The organism is Ochrobactrum sp. SFR4, from assembly GCF_019730395.1.
In the GTDB taxonomy this organism is placed as follows: Bacteria; Pseudomonadota; Alphaproteobacteria; order Rhizobiales; family Rhizobiaceae; genus Pseudochrobactrum.
This window is the reverse complement of the sequence record NZ_JAAPBB010001518.1, coordinates 1-229: the sequence shown is the minus strand read 5'-3', so window position 1 is coordinate 229 and position 229 is coordinate 1. Positions and strand designations below refer to the sequence as shown.

Genomic DNA, 229 nt, shown 5'->3' with positions numbered 1-229 from the left:
AAGCTTACGTTCCGAAGCCGCCCCAATACCCCACACTTCGCCAACCTCGATACGATCGAGCCAGGCGGCGCGGTCATGCTCATTGGTCAGGTCACAAACGCCGCCAAGGTCAGAGTTTTTCTTGGCAACGTGGTTTGCGAGCTTCGCAAGTGTCTTTGTCTGTCCAATTCCGACACATGTAGGAATGCCAGTCCAGCGTTGCACCGTTGCGCGAAGATCCGAGCCGAAG

Annotated in this window: 1 pseudogene; it reads right to left on the bottom strand. The window is 56.3% G+C overall.

What is annotated here, in order from left to right:
- Positions 1-229 (bottom strand): annotated as a pseudogene (locus tag HBA93_RS24090) (Y-family DNA polymerase); the annotation flags it as partial.